Origin of the sequence: Paenibacillus sp. BR2-3, from assembly GCF_046529485.1 — a bacterium.
Classification (GTDB): domain Bacteria; phylum Bacillota; class Bacilli; order Paenibacillales; family Paenibacillaceae; genus Paenibacillus_AQ.
In genome coordinates, this window is the sequence record NZ_CP126311.1 from 2,871,062 (window position 1) to 2,890,093 (window position 19,032).

Annotated in this window: 5 protein-coding genes and 3 pseudogenes; all 8 read left to right on the plus strand. The window is 47.4% G+C overall.

The annotated features are described in order from the left end of the window. Positions 1-96 precede the first annotated feature (96 nt). The 8 genes and pseudogenes from PaeBR_RS13760 (at position 97) to PaeBR_RS13795 (ending at position 19,012) form a co-directional block, all read left to right on the plus strand. Positions 97-1,077 carry a YeiH family protein gene (locus PaeBR_RS13760; protein WP_410511152.1) on the plus strand — a complete coding sequence of 327 codons (981 nt, stop codon included), beginning with the start codon at positions 97-99 and terminating at the stop codon, positions 1,075-1,077. 239 nt (positions 1,078-1,316) lie between these two features. Continuing rightward, the gene (locus PaeBR_RS13765) at positions 1,317-2,054 is read left to right on the plus strand and encodes a hypothetical protein (protein WP_410511153.1); all 738 of its coding nucleotides are present in this window, start codon (positions 1,317-1,319) and stop codon (positions 2,052-2,054) included. A gap of 340 nt (positions 2,055-2,394) precedes the next feature. Beyond that, complete coding sequence (gene iorA / locus PaeBR_RS13770) at positions 2,395-4,143, plus strand: indolepyruvate ferredoxin oxidoreductase subunit alpha (protein WP_410511154.1); 1,749 nt, start codon at positions 2,395-2,397, stop codon at positions 4,141-4,143. Between the two features lie 4 nt (positions 4,144-4,147). After that, on the plus strand, positions 4,148-4,738 hold the full coding sequence (locus PaeBR_RS13775; protein WP_410511155.1) for an indolepyruvate oxidoreductase subunit beta: 591 nt from the start codon (positions 4,148-4,150) through the stop codon (positions 4,736-4,738). Then, positions 4,728-10,166, plus strand: a pseudogene (locus tag PaeBR_RS13780) (SDR family NAD(P)-dependent oxidoreductase); the annotation flags it as partial. The gene PaeBR_RS13775 and the pseudogene PaeBR_RS13780, both read left to right, overlap by 11 nt. A gap of 189 nt (positions 10,167-10,355) precedes the next feature. Further along, positions 10,356-11,753: pseudogene (locus PaeBR_RS13785) on the plus strand (type I polyketide synthase); the annotation flags it as partial. Between the two features lie 99 nt (positions 11,754-11,852). Then, positions 11,853-12,944, plus strand: a pseudogene (locus PaeBR_RS13790) (phosphopantetheine-binding protein); the annotation flags it as partial. Between the two features lie 5 nt (positions 12,945-12,949). Then, positions 12,950-19,012 carry a beta-ketoacyl synthase N-terminal-like domain-containing protein gene (locus tag PaeBR_RS13795; RefSeq protein ID WP_410511156.1) on the plus strand — a complete coding sequence of 2,021 codons (6,063 nt, stop codon included), beginning with the start codon at positions 12,950-12,952 and terminating at the stop codon, positions 19,010-19,012. The last annotated feature ends 20 nt before the right edge of the window (positions 19,013-19,032 follow it).

Sequence of the window (19,032 nt, forward strand, 5' to 3'; positions counted from 1 at the left end):
CGTAAGATTTGACCGGTGAATGGGAGTGAGAACTTGGAACATACACAACAAACATCTATCAAGGCATACAGAAAGGCCGGCTTTTTAAAAGGTTTAATGATTCCTTTGCTTCTGTCCATTGCTGCGAAAGCGTTGGCGGTACTTCCTTTTCTGCATATTATGGGGCAGCTTGTTCTTGCGATCTTGTTAGGAATCTTATTTAGAGCTGTAATAGGGGTACCCCTTCAGGCTCAACCAGGTATTACTTTTTCGAGTAAGAAGCTTTTAAGAGCGGGTATTATTCTGCTCGGTCTGAAGCTAAATATAATGGATATCGTACATGCAGGCCCTGAAGTTTTGGCTATTGCCGTGATTAACATTCTATTTACGATAATTGTGGTTTATGGGCTGTCCAGGTGGTTTAAGGTAGATAAGAGACTGGGGCTGTTAACTGCCTGCGGTACGGCAATCTGCGGCGCGGCGGCGGTGGTTGCGATATCTCCGCAAATCAAGGCGAGCGACGATGAAACGGCGGTAAGCGCGGCGACCGTTGCGATTCTGGGGACTCTTTTCACACTGCTGTACACGATTATGTATCCGATATTAGGCTTGACTTCAGCCGGGTACGGAACCTTTACAGGAGCGACATTGCATGAGGTAGCACATGTGATTGCTGCAGCTGCACCGGGAGGACAAGAGGCTGTAGATTTGGCAGTTCTAGTCAAGCTGACACGGGTTGCGATGCTGGTTCCGGTAGCACTGATGCTCGGAATATGGGAAGGGCACAATCAACGTAACAAAGAGGGTGGGCTTTCGAAAGGAATACAGTGGAAAGAGCTTCCGGTACCCTGGTTCATTTTCGGATTTTTGTTCATGAGCGGCTTGAATACGTTAGGGATATTACCTGTGAAAATAACTGCCGGAATCCTGGTTATTGCCTATATGCTACTGGCCATGGCGATGGCTGGTCTTGGACTCGGCGTAGATATCGTGACCTTCCGCAAGCTGGGCAAAAAACCTTTTCTGGCAGGAATAATCGGGTCAGTATTGCTCTCATTGCTTGGATTCTTGCTGGTTCATGCCTTTGGGCTTGCTTAGCCACAGGAAATATCTGCTTATCTACTTTTCCTATAAAACTTGTTACCCTAGAGGATGAGAAAAAGCACATGAGGTGATAAACTGTTATGTTAAAGAAGCACTGTTTGTTCTGTGATCAAATCGTTCCGATAGAAGCAAAAGGCGAATACGACAGATATATAGGCTGTTACTGTTCACCCGACGGGTCGTATAGCCTTTTAAGAGATAGCTACGAAGCCATCAATGCTTATTCGTATGCGATGAAACGTCAAAATTTCCCTATCGTATCGGCTTATATCCGGGAGCTGACGGATGGGGATGAGAAGGTCGCTCTATCGAGCGAGGATATTGAACCCCTTACCAATTCTCCTAGAATCCCGGTGACACTGGAGGAGAAGGGGAATCGTCTGCTGCAATACTTGTACAGGCATTCCGAGCGTGCGGGAGAACCGGTTGTGATTTCTCTCTCTAGTAGCTATAACTTGACTTATTCTCCTAATTTACAAGAGCTTGTATATATTATAGATAAGCTGAGAAACGAGCAGTCTATCATCCGGGAAGGTATGACCTTTAAGCTTACGGAAAAAGGCTGGAGCGAAGCTGCTGCACGAGCCGGAGGAAGGAAATTAAAGCCGTGCTTCGTTTTGATATCGGATAATAATCATGAATCTATGGAATGGTCGGAAAGAGTACTTCCAAAAATCGAACAGTGCGGGTATCTTCCGCGTTTGTTGAATCATTCAAGAACCCGGTACTATGAAAAGTATTCGCTGGAGCTTATCTCCGGGAGCAAAATTATTATTGCGGATTTAAGCGATCCGTCACCAGCCGTATATTTTACAGCGGGTTATGCGCTTGGGCTGAATATCCCGGTCATCTGGACCGTGAATGGCAGCGTTGCGGATCAGCTGGTCTTACCATCCAATGACATCCGTCCAATCGTATGGGATAACACTGAAGAACTGGCCGCATTGCTGCAGCAGCGATTGAATCAATAAGAATTTATATCAAATAAGGCTTGCAAATTTATTTTGCAGGCTTTTTGTTTTGGTCTATTTGGAAGAGAAAGGCCGTTGTTGATGACACAGCATAGCAGGAAAATATTAAAAAAACGTAACAAATTTAATAGTAAACCAAATTAAGACATATTAATCTATTGAAAAGGACCAAAGACCTAATAAATGTAATTTATAAAAGAAATATTTAGAAAATATTTAACAAAAATCTACTTAAAAACTGTTTTTATTTAAAAGAAATAGGTATATCATTTTTATAAGGGATAATATTGATAATTTTAATTAAAAAGACAGGATTACAAACCGACGAGAGGAAGATTAAATGAGAGCTCTTATGATGGGAAATGAAGCAATTGCTAGAGGAGCCTATGAAGCAAATTGTAAAATCATATCATCCTATCCTGGAACACCGAGCACAGAAATTGTAGAAACGATAAGTGCATATGAGGGGATTTACGCCGAGTGGGCCCCCAATGAGAAGGTGGCTCTGGAAGTAGCTGCAGGCGCCTGCATCGCAGGGGTCAGAAGCCTTACGACAATGAAGCATGTGGGTGTTAACGTTGCGGCAGATCCCCTTTTTAATATGACCTATGAAGGGGTCAATGCCGGCCTGGTCATTGTTTCGGCGGACGATCCCGGCATTCATTCCTCCCAGAACGAGCAGGACAACCGCATATATGCCAGTCATGCCAAGATCCCGTTATTAGAGCCGACCAATTCCCAAGAATGCAAAGACTTAATGATAGAAGCCTACGACATCAGCGAGCGTTTCAACACCCCGGTACTATTTCGAACCACAACCAGAGTATCCCATTCCAAAAGCATTGTTCATTTTCAGGAAGATTTTCAGGTGGAAGATAAATTCCGAACCTACAAAAAAAATAAGCTGGACAGGCTGCTGCTTCCGGCAATATCCAGAAAGAGACATCTCGAAATCGAGGATAATCTTCTTTCCATTCAGGAATATTCCAACTCCTCTGGCCTTAATGTAATTGAATTCAATTCACCGGATATCGGTATTGTGACCAGCGGAATCTCCTATCAATATGTAAAAGAAGTGTTTGGAGATACCGTCTCCTATTTGAAGCTTGGCATGAGCTATCCTTTCCCGGATCAAAAGGCCGAGGAATTCGCCTCCTTGGTGAGGAAAATATACGTTGTCGAAGAAGGCGAGCCTTTCATTGAAACCTCTTTGAAAGCGATGGGAATAAGCTGCACAGGGAAGGAAATTATACCGATCTGCGGCGAATTGAACCCGGAAATCATTAGGAAAGCCATAATCGGCGAAGAGTACGCTTGTTACGATGCTGTTAATGTTCCGCCAAGACCTCCAAGGCTGTGTGCCGGCTGCGCGTATATTGGGCTGTATCATGCCGTCAAGCAGCAAAAGGATATCATTGCGGCCGGGGATATCGGTTGCTATACCCTGGGAGGAACAGAGCCGATCAAAGCGCTGGATACCGTCCTATGTATGGGAGCCTCCATATCCATGGCAACCGGAATGCAGCGGACACAGGATTTCAAACCGATGGGCAAAAAAGTTTTTTCATTTATCGGTGATTCGACCTTTTTCCACTCAGGCATGACCGGGCTGCTCAATGCCGTATACAACCAGACTCCGATTGTCGTTTGCATTTTGGATAACCGATCCACCTCGATGACGGGCAACCAGGAAAATCCGGGTACAGGCAAGACGCTGCAAGGAAACATATCAGAAGAGATTCGGATTGAAGATATCGTTTTGGCCCTGGGCATTAAGAAAGACAACCTCAAAGTGATAGACCCCACAAACCTCCAAGACATGCATCAGTGTGTGGAAACTGCAAAGCAAAGCACTGAACCTTTCGTCATCATCTCAAGACATCCCTGTGAACTATTGAAAAGCAAGACAGAAACCAAAAATAAATTCTTTATTGATACAGAAGCTTGCGTAAATTGCAAAAAGTGCACCATGCTCGGTTGTTCGGCAATCAAGATCGTGGATCAAAAAATTGTGATAGATCAGCTGGAATGCAGAGGCTGCAGCATTTGCCAGCAAGTCTGTCCTTATGATTGCATTAAGGAGGCATAGCATGATGACAGGAGCCATTAGCATAATTCTGGCAGGCGTGGGCGGAAAAGGTGTCATTACCGCAACTAATGTTTTAGCTCAAGGACTGGTTGCGCTTGGCTATGACGTGAAGGTTTCAGAGGTGTATGGCATGTCGCAAAGAGGCGGAAGTGTTCATTCGCAGGTCAGATTTGGAGAGAAAATCTATTCGCCTTTGATTGAAAAAGGGACTGCGGATTTCATACTCGGTTTCGATCAAATCGAAGCGCTTCGCTGGGGGAGCTTCCTGAAGCAAGAAGGACAAATGATCGTCAATCAGACAGATTTGATTATTGATACATACAAGGGTAAATTTGACGACAGCTTTGATCAGTATAAACATGTCACCTTCGTTGAAGGAGCAGCCATCGCCAAGGAAACCGGAAATATTAGAAATGAAAATTTTGTTATGCTGGGTGCTTTGCTCCAGGCTCTGGATTTTGAGTTTGATGCCTGGAAAGGCACGATGGAGAAGCATATCAAAAAGCAGCATCAGGCGGAAAGCATTCTCTCCCTGTTAAGAGGAATGAGTGAGCTAAAGACCTTAGTGAAAAAGGAGAAGGTGTATGGGGTCTAAGGCCGCGGGGAATAAGGTAAAAAAGCGGGGAGAAGCTGTAGCCCAGGATGTGGCCATCGTTGGTATAGGATGCAGGTTTCCACAGGCGGATCATTACAACGACTACTGGAATAATATGATTAATCATGTAAATTCCGTAACGAAAATCGGATTCGACCGATGGCAAAACGGGAAGTACGGGTTAAAAAATGAAGCTGAACTAGGCTGGGATAATGAACAGTTTGTCAAATACTGCGCTTCCTTATCCGACATAGACAAGTTTGATAATACCTTCTTTAATTTGTCACCCCGAGAGGTTACGAGCATGGACCCTCAGCAGCGAATTCTGCTGGAGGAAACCTGGCATTGCATTGAAGATTCAGGCATTCCCCTGCGGGAGCTGAGGGAGGAAGGAACCTCGGTTTACGTAGGAGTTACCGGAAATGACTATAATTTGATTGCCTTAACCAACGGGGAGCATGTGGATCATTATGCCGGACTCGGAAATTTCGAGTGCATTGCGGCCAATCGAATCTCACATTATCTAGGTTTAACCGGGGAAAGCCTGTCACTAGACACAGCTTGTTCTTCCTCCCTTGTTGCTGTACACAAAGCCAGACAAAACTTGCAAATCGGCGATTCAAAGTATGCCCTTGCGGCAGGTGTATGTCTTGCTTACCATCCGTGGAGATATATTACCTTTTCCAAGTCCAATATGATGAGCAGAGACGGACAGTGCAAGGCTTTTGACGCCCATGCGAACGGATTTGTTCAAGGTGAAGGAGCAGGCGTACTGTTGCTGCAGAGACTGGATGATGCGATCCGGGACGGCAACCATATTTACGGTGTGATCAAGGGAACGGCGGTGAACCACTGCGGAGAGTCGCAGACGATTGCAGCACCCAGTATGAAGGCGCAAATGGACGTAGTCGACAAGGCTCTTCAGCAAGCTGGGGTGAATGCATCAACCGTTAATTATATCGAAGCGCACGGGACGGGAACTGCTCTGGGGGACCCGATCGAAGTTGAGGCGCTTACCAACGTATTCAGACAATACACCGATGAACGGCAGTTTTGTACCATTGGTTCCGTAAAAACAAATATTGGCCATCTCGCCAGTGCGGCGGGGGTTGCCGGTATCATACGGGTACTTATGATGATGAAACATAAGAAGATTCCCAAATTGTTGAACCTTTCCGGCCTGAATCCATTGCTCGATTGGGAAAATACGCCCTTTAAGGTTGCTGATCAGAATGAAGATTGGAGGCCTGTCAACGAGCATACCCCTCTTAGAGCTGGAGTAAGCGGATTTGGCTTCGGCGGAGTAAACGCACATGTCATTATTGAAAGTTATGATCGTATGGCAGCGAAAGCCAGCAAAAAACCGGCAAAAGACGGACACATCTTCGCATTGTCTGCTCTGAACGGCAGCAGCTTGAGCAAGAGTGTGGAGTCGTGGAAAAATTACTTGAACTCAACGGAGATCAGGGATGAACATATCGGCGATATGTGCCGGACTCTGTTGGTTGGCAGAAGACAGTGCCAGGAATTCAGACTAGGCGCCATGGTTCAGAATAAGAAAGAGCTGTTGCATTTCCTGGAATCCGTTCCTACGGTGGAGAAGAGAACTGACACGGAACGGAAAACGTGGGATCTTCACTTCTGTAACATCCTGTATCAAGGTTATTCGGACATCAAGCCGTTCATGGAAGATCCTTATATCCAAAAGCGCTTTGAGCGGATTGGAACCGAAATTGAGCTGACTGGAGGGCATACGAATGTCCGTAATGGCATTAGAGTTGCCAAATGGAATAAGGAACGAATTGCGGCATACTCTTTTATCGCCAATTATGTGCTGGCTGAAGCCCTTATTAGCCTGGGTATAGGCATATCCTCCATAAGCGGAGAAAATCAAGGCACCTTGATAGCGATGGCGGTTTGCTCCATGATCAAGCCGGCTGATGCCTATTCGGTTTTGACAGGCGAGAAAACGTTTGCCCAATGTCAGATTAAACGGCCGTTGCTGCCATTTATTGAACCGATTCACAAAGAAAAGATCAGAAGATATAACATCGGAAAAGCTTATATTGAAGGCTTAAGAGATCTGAACATAAATGAAACAGACAGCAAGGCGTTTAAGCATTATGTGGAGAAAGCCAGAACCCTGAACGAGACCCAATATACGTTCAAAAAATATTTGCGGGACTGGGATCAGGCCCTGCGACTCGGGAGCCTGACAGCGGAATCGCTGCTGCACCAGGATGAATTGCTTACCGGCAGTCGACCGGAGCTTAACAAGCGCAGGCTTCTGCTTCTGCTTATCGCCTATGGTTCTCTGCTGAAGCTGAATCAAAAATGGGATTTGTCGGAGCAGATCCAATTGTCGAATGAAAGACTCCATGAATTCACCCGTCTCGTTCTGGACGAGGTGATTACCAAAGAAATGGCAGTGGAGCTGTTAATGTCTGAAAAAGTGAAGATCGAGGATATTCAGGAACAGGCCAATGAACGGCAAGGTTATCTGAATTCTGATACGGAGTATCCTCATTTGAATAAAGCAAATAACCTCCTGGTAGAAATTGAAGATATAACCGAATGGACCGAACGGCTGCAGAGTCAATTGGGAGAGCACCAGATTTTGCAAACTCATGCTTTGAGCGTATGGGAAGGGGATACGGAGGCTGCAGCGGTTTCAATTTTTAATGAGGGTATGTCCAGCTTTAACGATATGCTGATTCGGCTTTGGACGGCCGGCGCTGATATGGATTGGGCTCTGCTATATCCCAAGGCTGCTTATAACAAGCTTCCTTTACCTGGCTACGTCTTTGACAAAGCCTCTTACTGGATGCCGTTAAGACAGCCTGCTGGCGGTAATGCAAACGTAATGCAGACCCACCCGATGCTCGATATGGGCAAGTCCAGTCCCGAGCGCCAATTATTTGTACGTACACTGAAGGTCAGCGATTTCTATGTGGGCGATCATATTGTGGACGGTCAGGTGATTTTACCGGGAGTAGCATACCTTGAAATGGCTAGGGCAGCAGGTGAAATGGTTGCGGGGCAGAACATTCAGTCCATTAAAGACGTGCTGTGGGTCAATAGAATGCAGATTGAAGACTCAATAGACGCTTTCATTCAGATCTACCGGGAACCCAATTACATGAACTTTCAGGTATATACCGTCCAAGACGGTAACCAGCTTATACATTGCAAGGGTAAGCTGTATGCCGAAGCAGAGACGCCACTCGAAAGAAGAAAGTTCGATATCGGGGGAATTAAACAGAGATGCGGAGTAAGAATCACCAAAGATTTCTGCTACAATCAGGTATTCAAAGATTCCATAGGGTTTCAGTATGGTCCAAGCTTTCAGGCTACGACGGAGGCATTCTGCGGCGATCATGAATCGCTGGAGAAGCTGGATCTGCCGGCTGATCTCCATGATACCTTCCACCATTATGACCTGCATCCTTCTATTGTTGATGCTGCGCTAAGAGCGGTCACCTGGATTGGCGGCCCGGAGGCTTATAAGCAGTTAAGACTGCATATTCCTTTTGCGCTTGGTGAAGTCGTAATCTACGGAAAGCTGACACCAGGCTGTTACTCCTATGCGAGGATCGCACCGGAAACCATCGGCAAGGCTTCGGGCATGAAGAGGTTCCAAGTTTATATTTTAAATGAGCTGGGAGAGGTGCTTGTTGAAGCCAAAGACTTTACCATCCGCCAAATCCAACCAAAGAATGCTCTAGAGACGGTAAAAAATTTAAATCTGTATACGGAAAGCTGGCTGGAAGCACCCCTTTTGGATAACGGCAAGTCCGAAGTGAAGAATATTTTATTTTTTGGCAGTGACAGAACGGGTGTGAAGCGGTTTGCGGAAGCGATAGCTCGGCAGCAAGCGGCATTGCAAAACATTATTTTTGTAGGGAAGGGTACAGCCTTCAAGGAAATCCATCCGTCGGAGTACATTATCAATCCTGCTCAGGAACAAGATTATTGCCGCTTGCTCGAAGAGCTGAAGGACAAGCACATCATTATTGATTCAATTCTGTATGACTGGGAGCTTGTTTCTTCTGAAGCTGTTGGATTTAATGGCGATGAACAACCTAGTATTATGAACGGGTTTTACCCGTTCCTTCATCTTTTCAAAGCGTTTACCCTTATTCAAAAAAAGGATCAGGTCCGATTTCTATTAGCAGCTGCGAATAACAACTTTCTATCAGAAGCCGGATTGCTCAAAGGTTTGTCCAAAGCCTTTCAAGCCATTAATCGGAATTTTATTCCTTCCGTCATTTACTACAACAGCACAGATGAAATGCCGGAACTTGCAGCCAAGGAATTGCTCTGCCGCACAAATACATCCTACTCGGAGATTTCATATCAAGGCGGCACAAGAAACAGGCAAACGATTGCTCCATTGGAGTCGCTGCCGGAGGGACAATACAGCGGGTTTAGAAATCATGGAACTTACCTCATCACCGGCGGGATGGGCAGACTGGGAATGGCCGTGGCGGAATTTATAGTGAAGCGCTATGAAGCCAAAGTTGTGTTGACGGGAAGATCCGAACTGGATGAAACGAAACGCAATGAGCTTGAGCGATTGCAGGCCTATCAAGGTAAAGTAATATACGTGCAGGGCGATATTTCTGACCGCTTAGTGATAGAGCGTATCGTGAAACACACCAAAGAGACGTTTCATTCCATTAACGGAGTTATTCATTGTGCAGGAGTATTGGGCGATCAGCCGCTTTTGACGGCTAATCATGAGCAGATGATTGAAGTTCTGCTTCCTAAAATCCATGGAGCCATAGGTCTTGATATCGCCACGCAGGATGAGGGGCTCGATTTCTTTGTACTATTTTCGTCGATTTCCTCTATCATTGGAGATTTTGCCAGAGGCACCTATGCGGCAGCGAATAGTTTCCTCGATCGGTTTGCAACAGACCGGGCTGAATGGGTGAAAGCGGGCAAGCGAACCGGAGCCTCCATATCCGTTAACTGGCCGATCTGGAACGGTGGCGGCATGCAGCTATCCGAAGAGGAAGCGGTGCAATATCATAGTCAGGCCGGTCTGGAGCAGCTGGATATGCAGGCCGGATTGGAACTTTTGGACCAATTGGTCAAAACAGACCTATCACGGATTGTTGTAGCCTGCGGAGAACGGCAGCAGGTTAATAGGGTACTGGAAGCAGCGTATCCTGAAAAGAAAGAACAGGTGCAGATCAGCCCTGGTATTAGCGGGACTATCGATATGGAAAGGGCAGTTCAGCAGTATTTAAAGGAAGTTATAGCCAAAGCGACTGGCATTCCGGTGCAGCAGGTGGATGTGACGGCCGAATTCTCCAAATACGGAATTGATTCCATTATGATCATGGACCTCAATTCGATTTTGGAAAAAGATTTCTCGGATTTGCCGAGCACCTTGTTCTTTGAGTACAACACGATTGAGCAAATGACTGCATTTTTCATCACTAACTATGGTGACTTCTTTCAGAAGCTAGCCGGTGTAGAGGACAGTCAACAGCCAATTGCAGGAGCAGGTCCGATACATCTGCCTTCCAGTGAGGAGAAGTCTGTAAGTGCTGCGGCGACTGTCACTATTTGGGAGCTGCCAGCTGAAACGAAGCGGGATGACATTGCAATTATTGGTCTGAGCGGCCAATATCCGATGGCAGACACGCTGGACGAGTTCTGGGAGGTTCTAAGAAAAGGACAGGATTGCGTTACAGAAATTCCGAAGGACCGATGGGATTACAACAAAGACTTCCATCCGGAAAAGGGAAAGAAAAATAAAGTGTACACCAAGTGGGGAGCATTTATGAACGATGTGGAGAAGTTTGATGCAGGCTTCTTCCATATCTCCCCAAGAGAAGCGGAACTGATGGACCCGCAGGAAAGACTGATGCTGCAATCCACGTACCATACGCTGGAGGATGCCGGATATGTAGGCAACAAAATTTCCGGCAAACAGGTTGGTGTGTTTGTGGGAGTCATGAATTCACATTATCAAATGCTCGGAGCCGAGCAATATGCGAAAGGGCAATTGATGGATGTCCGATCTTCCTTCGCGTCCATAGCAAACAGAATATCCTATCATTTCAATTTCAAGGGCCCCAGCATTGCTATAGACACGATGTGTTCCTCAGCTTTGGTCGCGATTCACATGGCTTGCGAGAGCATAAGGCATGGCGAGAGCGAGCTGGCTGTAGCGGGAAGCGTCAATACGATTGTACATCCGGCTAAATATATTTTTCTTGCCGATCAACGATTTGGTTCGACGGAAGGAAAGTGCAGAGCCTTTGGCCAAGGCGGTGACGGATATGTCCCAGGGGAAGGCGTGGGAGCTGTTCTGTTAAAGCCGCTGGAGCTCGCACTCCGCGATGGAGATCACATATACGGTCTCATTAAGGGAACAGCGGTCAATCACGGCGGCAAAGTCAGCTCGTATACCGTTCCTAATCCCAACGCCCAGTCAGATCTTATTGAAGAGGCATTGAAGAGATCCGGAATTCATCCGGAAACTATCAATTACATTGAAGCGCATGGCACCGGGACCGCATTGGGAGACCCGATTGAGGTTGCGGGATTAACAAAGGCATTCCGAAAATTCACCGCTAATACACAGTTCTGTGCAATTGGATCGGTAAAATCCAATGTAGGACATCTGGAATCGGCGGCTGGAATGGCATCTTTAACGAAGGTACTGCTGCAAATGAAGCATAAACAGCTCGCGCCTTCGATTCTCGCGGAACAATTAAATGAGAATATAGATTTCGAGAAAACACCTTTCTATGTGCAAAGATCACTTCAGCCATGGGAGCAGACTTTCGAGCCTACGCCTTCCGGCCGCCGATACCATCCTTTACGGGCGGGAATCAGCTCATTTGGCGCAGGAGGAACGAATGCCCATATCATCATCGAGGATTTTGAGCAAAGCGTAATTTCTGCCTGTCATGATAAGGAGCAGCTGATTATTCTGTCCGCAAAAAGCAGGGATAAGCTGAAGGAGCAAGCAGGACGGCTGGCAAGCTTTATTGCCCGGCACCGGAAGGGACAAGCTGCCAAGCTTTTAAACAGTAATGCACGTTCGGAAGAAAGCCCGGAAGTTACTGAAGGCATGTGCGTACAGGTTGTAGCAGAGGTGCTTGGTATGAACCCTGATCTCATCGACTGGGACGAGGATTTGACCAGTTTATGTGCGGATGCCGTCCATCGGATTAACATTGCCGGAAGACTGAAGGAGCTTTATCAGATAGACATTGCGGAAACCGCATTTTTTGAAAGCAGATCTCTGCGAGAACTGATGACTCGTTATGAAGCGGCAAAGGAAACTCAGAAGGAAGTTGCGGTAGCCAGCGAGTCCGGGTATGCCCTTCGTTTGGAGGATATCGCTTATACCCTGCAGGTCGGAAGGGAAGCTTTTGATGAACGGGTTGCCATTATTAGCAAGGACATCGGGGAACTGGAGAAAGTGCTGGTCCGGTTTTCTTCGGGAGAGCCGAATGTGCCGGATGTGTATACAGGCAGCTTAAACAATCACCGGGATATGACAGCTATTCTATTCCATAACGAATCGGGCCATCAATTTATTCAAAACATTGTACGCAGCAGACAATTGCAGCAAATCGCCCAATTGTGGCTGTTAAAGGTAGATATCGGCTGGGAGCAATTGCATGAAGGCACGACACCACAAATCATCTCCATGCCGAATTATATTTTTGACAAGAAGACTTATTGGATTGGCAAAGGCTCTACGGAAACTACGGTTGACCAGCCTGAATCTAAGCCAGTGCCTGCGCCGGTTTTTCCAACCGTTATAGCAGACACCAAGAGAAGCAGTGTTGTAACGGCAGCTCATACCGATCATGAAACTACAGTGGAGCATTGTCTGATCGACACGCTAACAGAGGTTATCTATACAGATGCAAGTGATATAAACACATCTCTTTCTTTTTCGGAGTATGGCGTGAATTCGGTACTGACTCTGGAATTCATAGCCAAGGTAAATGAAAAGCTGGGCATAGGCTTACATCCAAACGATTTGTTCAATTTTAACAATATCAAGCAATTGAGCGGCCATATCCTGGCAAGATTTCGTACGGAGCTTGTCAGTCCGTTTGGCCGAATAGAAAATGATGGCTGGCAGGCCGAAGCGTTAGAGCCGGTACCGTCTATGAATATCGGACAAATCGATCTGAACGAACTTGAATTCTTACTGGAGGATAGTTAGAGCCTATGACGAGTAAACCACAAGCTCCCAGTCTGCTGCCGTCTGCCGGTCAGACCGGCAACGATGAAATTGCAATTATAGGCATATCAGGCAAATTCTCAGGATCTCATAATGTTGAGCAATATTGGGACCGTCTGGTTCAGGAACAAAGCAGCCTGCAAGAAGCTCCTATGGACCGGACAGCGTTGACCCGGTTAACTCCTTCGCAGAGCGAGCATATCCGGTTCGGCGGGTTTCTGCCGGGGATTGACCAGTTTGACCCTTTATTCTTCCATATATCGCCCAAAGAAGCGGAGCATATGGACCCCAGGCAAAGACTGTTTCTGGAAGAATCCTGGAAGGCGATAGAGGATGCGGGTTATTCGTTAAAAGACATATCAGGCACAAAATGTGGTGTATTTGTAGGCATTCAGCAAGGAGAGTATCTGGAACGTTTTCAGGGGGAGGCCAATGAGCATGTGCCTACCGGAAACAGCCTATCCGTAATCCCGGCCAGAATCTCATACCTTCTTAACCTCAAAGGTCCCAGCGTTGCACTGGATACGGCCTGCTCATCGTCATTAGTAGCTTTGGCGCTCGCCTGTGACAGCCTTAACAATGGCAGCAGCGAGATGGCTATCGCCGGAGGGGTTCAAATTATGTTGACTCCCTGGATATATATGTCATTGGGCAAGCTCGGGATGCTGAATAAAGACGGAATGTGTAAACCGTTTGATGATCAAGCGGATGGAATCGGTCTCGGCGAAGGCGTTGGAGCCGTACTCTTGAAAAAATACTCTGAGGCCAAACGGGATGGCGACCACATTTATGGTGTCATCAAAGGCATCGGGGTAAATCAGGATGGCAAAACCAACGGCATTACTGCTCCTAACGGCCTGTCGCAGGCGTCCCTTGAAAGGGAAGTATACGAGAAAAACCGGATACATCCGGAGCATATCACTTATGTGGAAGCACACGGAACAGGAACCCGGCTGGGCGACCCGATAGAAGTAAGCGCCTTGACAGAGGCTTTCGGCACCTTTACAAACAAGAAACAATACTGCCATCTCGGTTCGGTAAAGGGGAATATAGGCCATACTTTATCAGCTTCTGGCATGGCGAGCCTGATCAAAGTTCTGCTCAGCATGAAGCACGGCAAGATTCCCGCGACGATTCATTGCACAGAGGAGAATCAGCTTATTGATTTTAAGAATAGCCCGTTCTATGTCGGCACCCGGACGGAGAATTGGCGGACAGAGGCCGGTTATCCCAGAATGGCGGCCGTAAGCTCTTTTGGAATGAGCGGAACCAACTGTCATTTGGTCGTTAGTGAACATCCCGGGAAAGAATATGCGGAGGCATCTGTTCCAGACGAGGAGGCAAATCAGGGAGTACACCAGAAAGTACATCTGTTTGCCCTTTCGGCTAAAAGTGACGCGGCTTTGGAGAGCAAAGCAAGGGATCTGCTGGACTTTTTGCAGAAGAACCAAACCACCAACCGCTTGCCGGATATCTCTTATACGCTGCTGGTCGGCAGAGATCATTATCCCTTCCGCAGTATGTTTATCGCCGGAAATCGCAAAGAACTGGAGCGGGAACTTGAGGCATTCATCCATAAACAACCAAGCGCCGGCTGGTTCAGAAGCGGAGGATCGGCAGGCAATGACCGTATAAACCCGGTTCTTAAAGAAAAGATGGAGCAGCTGATAAGTCAGTTTCTACAAGACCGGCTTTCTCCGCAAGAGCAAGAAAAGGCGGCCAAATTAATCGCAAATTATTACACCAAGGGCTATGAAGCCGATTTTAAAAACATGTTTGCATCAGGGACGTATAAAAGAATCTCCTTGCCTGCCTATCCGTTTGATTATATTCGCTGCTGGATAGATGAAACAGAGGGTAAGGGGACCACAGCAACCATCCAACCGGGCGGCCTGCTGCATCCGCTGGTTCACAGCAATGTGTCAACCGTGCAGGGAATAAGCTTTGAGAGTAACCCGGATTGCTGCAAACAGGCTTTTTGGCAAAAGGCATTTTTTCATACGAAGGTTATAAGTGAAGCTATTTTATTGGAAATGGCAGCAAAGGCGGCAGAGCTCGGCAGCAATTCGGCGGTCCGCTCCTTGGAACATGTTCAGTTTGCACATCCTGTTGCTGAATTCAAGCAGGCTGGCAAGCTGAAGATTCAGCTTCATGGGGACGGAGAAAGAATCGGGTTCGCTATCCTTCAGGAAGATGAACAGAAGACTATACATGTGTCAGGAACCGCCAAAACTGGCTTGATAGCTTCCGTTGAGGAAACTCCGGTGGATATTCGGCTCTTTAAGCGGAAAGCGGCGCTTTACCGGACAGCGGACGAGCTGTATCAGTCACTGGAAAATCAGGGCATAGCCTATGAGGAACAAGCCAAACTCATCACTAATTACTTCGGAAGCTTACAAGGCGTTCTGGCGGTTATCCGCCAACCGGATTGTTCTTCCGACCAATACACCATTTCTCCGCAGCTTACTGAGGCGATTTTGCAGGGACTTAATACGGACATTATTGGAAACGGCGGGATAGCTTCCGTTGTTTATGAGATCAGCGAAGTGCAAATTGCCGGACATATGGAAGCTGCCCAATACATTTATTTTAAATCCATCGGACTTGGCGTAAGCGATTATCATTATGACGTTTACGTGATGACAGAATCGGGGAGCGTTGTATTGGCCTTAAAGGGTGTCCATATGGTTCCGGTCAGCACACGGCAGCTGGCTTCAGCAGAACAGTACAGTCTTCTAAAGAAAGAATGGGTGAAGTCGGGTCATACACCGGTGCCGTCGAGGCCGGAGGGTCAATACCTCATTATAGTCAATGATGAGACGGACGATGACGCGCTGGCGGTCATTAAAGAAAGCTTCGATAACGCGTTGATCCTTTGCGACGGAACTGTAAAAACAGACCGTGATTCTGTTCTAGCCGTCAGTTTTAAAGAGGTTGAGGGAAGCAAACAGGTTATTGATGATATTCTCGGGATGAACCTGGACATCAAGGGTTTGATTGATTTCTCTGATATTCACGACCAACCTGTGCATATGTCCAAGCGGAGCTACGGAAAAATCATGCTCTTGCAATCCCTGGTCAAAAAGTATGCAAAAGGACTGCGGATTCTGCATTTAACAAGCGGTGTCCAGGGACCATTGGATCGGACGGAAACCTTGGCAGGTGCTGACATGGCAGGCTTCATCCGGACATTAAGCTCAGAATACAAGCAGGTACTGGCTCAGACAGTAGATATGGATTTGGGTTCACGGGATATCAATCAGCTAATTAAATGCGTCTATGCGGAATTGAACGGCAATGATGGAATGGCTGAAATCTGCTATGCAGACGGAATAAGATATGAACCGGCGATTGCTGTTCTAAAACTACAAAATAAATGGGTGGGCCGCCAGGCTGACAACAGAATCCAACCGGACCCGCAAAAGGTATACGTCGTAACCGGGGGCACCAGAGGCATCGGGGCTGAAGCAGTCCGGCTGCTGGTCAGAAGGGGAGCGAAAAAGCTGCTGCTCATGGGCTTTCAATCCTACCCTCCCAAAGAGGCGTGGAGTGATATCCTGTCCGATGGTTCAGGCGATCCGGGTACTCAGGCCAGACTGAAGCGGGTACGGGAGCTGGAAGACTGCGGGGCAGAGGTTGAGATTTATTCCGGTTCTCTGACTCATTCAGAACAGCTTCACACGTTCTTGCAACGAATCAGGCAGCAGTGGGGAGAAATCGGCGGCGTGATCCATTGCGCGGGTTCCAGTCTGAATAACCATCCGGCTTTTATTAATAAAAGGATTGACGACATTCGCCATGTATTTGAGCCCAAGGTCGAGGGAGTAGAAGCGCTGCATCAGCTGTTCGAGCATGATTCACTGGACTTCTTTATTCTCTTCTCTTCCATCTCGGCTCTATCGCCAATGCTTTCGGTGGGACTTAGCGATTACAGTGCGGCCAATTATTACATGGACCTGTATGCAAGACATCAATTCACGCTGGGAAATAAGTATTTTCAATCGATGATATGGCCGAGCTGGTCAGAGGTCGGTATGCTGGCGGATTCCGGGTTTCAACTCAGTCCACTGTACGCACAGTCGGGGCTGACACCGCACAGCTTGGCCGATGGATTATATATGCTGGAGGATGTCATTTGCGGCATGGAATATCCGAGCGTGGTTCCGGCCATTATCCGTACGGATGATTTTAATCCGGATCTATTAATTCGGACAAGCTCCACCAATCCAGCAAAAGGTCATTCTCTATCTCTGCCGGGCGGACATAAGAAAAATGCAGCTTCTACTATGCCCGGGGCAGTCATGAAAGAAAAGATAGAGCTGATTAAGGATATTTTCTGCGAACAATTGAAGCTCCCAAAGAACCGGTTGCGGGACGATATGCCTTTTGCCGAAATCGGAGTGGATTCCATTTTATTAATTGAGGTCATTAAAAAGCTGGATGAGGTTCTGCATACCCGAATTGATCCCGCTCTCTTTTTTGAACTCAGGGATGTGCGAGCTTTAGCTGAGCACCTGTTCAAGGATAACGACAACGTGCATACGAAAGACTTCGCCGAATTGCGATCTGAAATGGCAAATGAAATCAGGCTGGATGAGCGGTACAGCCGCGTGTTAAGGGATCAGGTTAACCGTGTGAGCGAAACCGAAGAACAAGATAACCGAATTGCCGTAATCGGCATAGGCTGCCATTTTCCGGGGGCAAGGGACAAGGAGAGCTTCTGGAACAATCTGCGGCAAGGCGTGGACAGCATATCGGAAGTTCCAACCAGCAGATGGGATACCGATGAATTATATTCCCCCGTTCATGCGGAGGGAAAGAGTATCAGCAAGTGGGGAGGCTTTATCGAGGATATCGAGCTGTTCGATGCGGAATATTTCGAAATTCGGGAGAACGCAGAGCAGGTCAGTCCTTTGATGAGGCAGTCACTTGAGGTTACAGCAAATGTAATCCTTGACGCCGGTTATGAAAAGTCCGAATTAAGCGGCAGAAAAGTGGGCGTGTTTATCGGAGCCCATCCGGGCTCATACCCTGGTTGGATCAAGGATATCAATAAAAATACAATCATCGGGATCGGACAAAATTTTATCGCATCCTATGCTTCACATTTCTTTAACTTCAAAGGGCCGAGCCTGACCGTAGACAGCGCGTGCTCATCCTCACTTATGAGCTTGCATCTGGCATGCCAGAGCATCCGTTCCGGCGAGTCGGAGATGGCGATTGCCGGTGGAGTGGACTTGATTCTGGATGAACGTCCTTATCTGGTGTTCAGCGCTTCCAAAGCGATGTCTCCGGATGGCAAATGCCATACCTTTGACACGGATGCCAACGGGATCGTGCCAGGTGAAGGCTGCGGAGCCGTTCTGCTGAAGCCGCTCGCCAAAGCGATAGCGGATGGGGACAGAATCTACTCGGTAATTGAGGCTTCAGCGTCCAACAACGACGGACGGACGATGGGCGTCACGACTCCGAGCATGCAGGCACAGGAAGAAGTTATTGCGGAAACCATACGTCGCGCTAATATTGACCCGAGAACGATCGGTTATGTGGAGACACATGGCACGGGTACGATGATCGGCGATCCGATCGAGCTGAAAGCTTTAACTTCGGTATACAAAAAATATACCGATGCCACCCAGTTCTGCGGCGTTGGAAGTGTGAAAACCAACATCGGCCATTGCCTAAGCGCGGCGGGAATCGCCAGCTTTATCAAAGCGGCCCTGTCCGTATATCACAAAACCCTTGTCCCTACCCTGAATTGCAGTAAGCCAAATCCGAGATTTGATTTCGGGCATTCCCCCTTTTATCCGGTTATGCAGGCTAAGGACTGGGAGAGATACGGGGATGCACGGCGAGCGGCCGTCAGCTCCTTCGGATTCGGAGGAACCAATGTTCATATGATCCTTGGAGAGTGTGAAGACAAGCTGCTGAATAGCTATACAGAGCGAAGAAAACCATTGCCCCTGGCAGCGTTTCGCAAACAAAGGGCATGGGCGAATGACGAGAGATTAGCTCAGCTTTTATTTCTTGAATTCGTGGAAGAAATGTGAAGTTGAATACTGGAAAGCGG